Consider the following 3,347-nt stretch of genomic DNA (forward strand, 5'->3'; position numbering starts at 1 on the left):
CGGGCTGGAACTGGCCTGCTGGGGTGACCACTTCGAAGTGGACAAGGCTCTGTCGGATGATACCTACTGCGCCCGCAAACGAGAGCTTCTCGAAAAGTACGACCTCCAAGTGTTCGCGATCTCTAACCATCTGGTTGGACAAGCGATTCTCGACAATATCGACGCACGTCACAAAAGCATTCTTCCACCCTACGTCTGGGGTGATGGCAAGCCTGAAGGGGTGACGCAACGTGCGATCGAGGAAATGAAGAATACCGCCCGTGCGGCTCAAAAGCTGGGTGTCGGTATCGTCAATGGTTTCACTGGCTCAAGCGTCTGGCACCTGATTTACGACTTCCCTCCCACACCGAAATCGATGTACGACGATGGATTCAAGTTGCTCGCCGAGCGATTCAATCCCATCCTCGATGTCTTTCAGGAATGCGGAGTCAAGTTCGCGCTGGAAGTACACCCCACCGAAATCGCCTTCGACCTATATTCCGCTGAGCGGGCTGTTGCCGCTCTGGGTGGACGAGAAGAATTCGGATTCAACTTCGACCCAAGCCACTTGATCTGGCAAGGAGTCGACCCAGTAGAATTTATCCGGTACTTCCCGAACCGCATTTACCACGTTCACATGAAGGACGCCAAAGTAACGCTCAACGGCCGTTCCGGAATTCTGGCCAGCCATCTGTCGTTCGGTGATTCACGACGAGGCTGGGATTTCCGCAGCATGGGACGGGGTGGCGTGAACTTTGAAGAAGTCATCCGCGCTCTGAACGCCATCAAGTACCAGGGCCCATTGTCCGTGGAATGGGAAGACAGCGGAATGGATCGCGAACACGGTGCACGTGAGTCCTGCCAGTACGTCAAGAACATCGACTTCGCTCCCTCAGGACGAGCCTTCGACTCAGCATTCTCGGAGTAATCTCGAACCGCATGACCCGGCCTTCGAGTCCGGGGCATGTTTCTGATTCACAGTCGAGGTTCTCGAAGAGGCGATCTCGCCTTCAGTTAATATCAAGACGCCCGCTCTTGGAATTCCGAGAGTGGGCGTTTTTTGCTGCGCCAGACACGCCTGAATCGAGCCGTGATGTGGTTTCCCGGGTGCACTCGCTGTGAGACGCCACGGGGACATCTCACCGAGATCGCAAAAACCTCTCACAGGTGTCAGGTTATTTCTCTGCGTCTTCCCGGATACTGAATTCGAGCTTCCACCGGCCGCTGCCGCGTGTGCTGACGCACCAGAGTTCCAGCACGCCCAGTTCTGTCAGTTGCGTATGAAACTGAACAGGAACATAGTGGTCGTCGATGGCGTCATCCTTGGGCAGAGTTGCTTCCAGTGAATCGGTCTCGACAATCTCGTCATCACCCCAACGCTGCAGACGGACCCCTGGCTGGTCGTCTTTTCTCGTGGACGAACTGAAAAACCGGAAATGAGCCGGTTGGCCCACAATTAGTCCGATCGGGTCAGAGGGAACGTCCAGCTCTGTTCCCTCTTCCATTCCAAAGGGGACGACACACAGGGCACGCAAAGGCCGCGCGGCTCCCGGGATTGCGAGACCGGCTGTCTCAATTCCGATGTAGTATGCTCGTGCGGTCCCCCCGCGAATGCGGACCCCGCCTTTCACTTTGGCCCAGCCATAATACGCGGCTCCCCGAGCGACGGCATGGTCCAGATCGTGTACCCCTTCCAGTAACTGAGGGGGTTGATCAGGGAACCAGGATTTGAGTGTCTCAAGCAGGCGAGATTGGAACTGCTCCGCTTTGTAGACACCCCCATTGAACAGGACGTGTGTGGGACGGGCAGCCCCGTCTTCGTCGGTACCATGACTCTGCAGGAAGCCTGCCAGATGACGCGTGATTGCCACGTCTGCTTCGTACGGAAGTCCGATTTCCTGGAACCCCGACACACGCTGGCGAGCGGGGCGCTCGGTTGAATTGCACGCAGGGAAGAATCCGTCGATCAGCAACTGCATCGCGGCTTCGCGGCTCACTTCAACGGTGACCGTTCCCCCGATCAACTTACTGCCGCGGCCCAATACCGAGATCGGATGCTTCTTGGGGCCGTCGGGGGCGAGCAGGACCTCTTTGGCCTGCCGGCAGGAATGCCAGAGCGAGACCGATTGCCAGGGATCCAGGTTGACCCCCTTCTTGGCAAACAGTCCGGAAACATAGTGCGCCAGCGCCAGGTCCATGTTGTCACCCCCCAGCAGGAGATGATTGCCGACAGCGACCCGTTTGAGAGTCAGTTCCCCCTCTTCCTCGCTGACGCCCACGAGCGTTAAATCGGTCGTTCCCCCACCGACGTCGCAGACCAGGAGCGTGTCGCCAACTTTCAGCACTTTCCTCCACCGGTCCCCAATTGAGGTCAGCCACGCGTAGACGGCGGATTGCGGTTCCTCGAGCAGAACAAGGTCATCAGGCAGTCCTGCCGCAGAGGCGGCTTCGCGTGTGAGTTCGCGCGCACTGGCATCGAATGACGCAGGAACCGTTAGAACGACATGCTGACCGGCAAGAGGGGCGTCCGGATGTGCCTGATCCCACGCCGCCACGAGGTGTTCCAGATATCTGCGGGTTGCCGTGACGGGCGATACCTTGGGAAGCTCATCCCCGGCACCCCATGGCAAGATCGCCTGATGTCGGTCGATTCGACTATGACAGAGCCACGATTTCGCGGCACCGACGGTTCGGTCAGGCAGTTCAGCAGACTGTCTTCGTGCCATTTCTCCAATGGCAAAATCGCGTCCCTTCGCCCAGGGGACGTCATAGGCGCCGGTCGCCCCTTCCTGCTTGCTGGCAAGATATAGGAAAGACGGAAGCAGATCGCGTGCTTCTACTGTCGCCGGAGCGACCAGTTGCGGGATCGGCAGTAGCTGAACTTCCGGATGCTCGGCGTCCAGTGCGGCATAGGCCAGCGCGCTGTTGGTGGTCCCGAGATCGATTCCGATGATGTACTTGGCTGGCATACGGCCGTTTCTAGGTCGAACTCAACAATGGACGACGGCCCGAAACGGGTACCATACCCGGTTCTCCATCACCGTCGGTATTACTTGCGTTCTGTTACTTTTACTCGACTGAGCGATCCTGTTCAAACGCTTTGGAGGAAGAAGAGGCCTGACACTCGATCGAAACGTCCAGTTGCTGGCCGACGTAGACTCGCGGAGCAGGTTCATCAATCTCATACAGAATTTGCAGGACACGCGTATCGATCCGTTCAGTGTTGTCACCCGTGAACGCTCTTTTAGGAATCACGTACGGTTCGACTCGCACGAATTCCAGCTTGAGGTTCTGATTCGAGGCGCCGCGGGGTGTGGCCATGGCCTTCCCCGTCACCTGGAACCGGCTGATGTCTCGTTCATCAATAT

At 57.6% G+C, this 3,347-nt stretch carries 2 protein-coding genes and 1 pseudogene; 1 reads left to right on the forward strand and 2 read right to left on the reverse strand.

Features of this window, described 5'->3' with window-relative positions; translation table 11 throughout:
- Positions 1-907, forward strand: a 907-nt coding sequence (locus VGE80_RS09425; RefSeq protein ID WP_440592476.1) for a sugar phosphate isomerase/epimerase family protein, incomplete at its 5' end; no start/stop codon positions are given.
- Positions 908-1,154: 247 nt separating this feature from the next.
- Here the strand turns inward: VGE80_RS09425 and VGE80_RS09430 are convergent.
- Both VGE80_RS09430 and VGE80_RS09435 read right to left on the reverse strand, forming a co-directional pair.
- Complete coding sequence (locus VGE80_RS09430; protein ID WP_373652452.1) at positions 1,155-2,948, reverse strand: Hsp70 family protein; 1,794 nt, start codon at positions 2,946-2,948, stop codon at positions 1,155-1,157.
- Between the two features lie 100 nt (positions 2,949-3,048).
- Positions 3,049-3,347, reverse strand: a pseudogene (locus VGE80_RS09435) (efflux RND transporter periplasmic adaptor subunit); the annotation flags it as partial.

It is taken from the genome of Schlesneria sp., assembly GCF_036405755.1.
GTDB lineage: Bacteria > Planctomycetota > Planctomycetia > Planctomycetales > Planctomycetaceae > Schlesneria > Schlesneria sphaerica.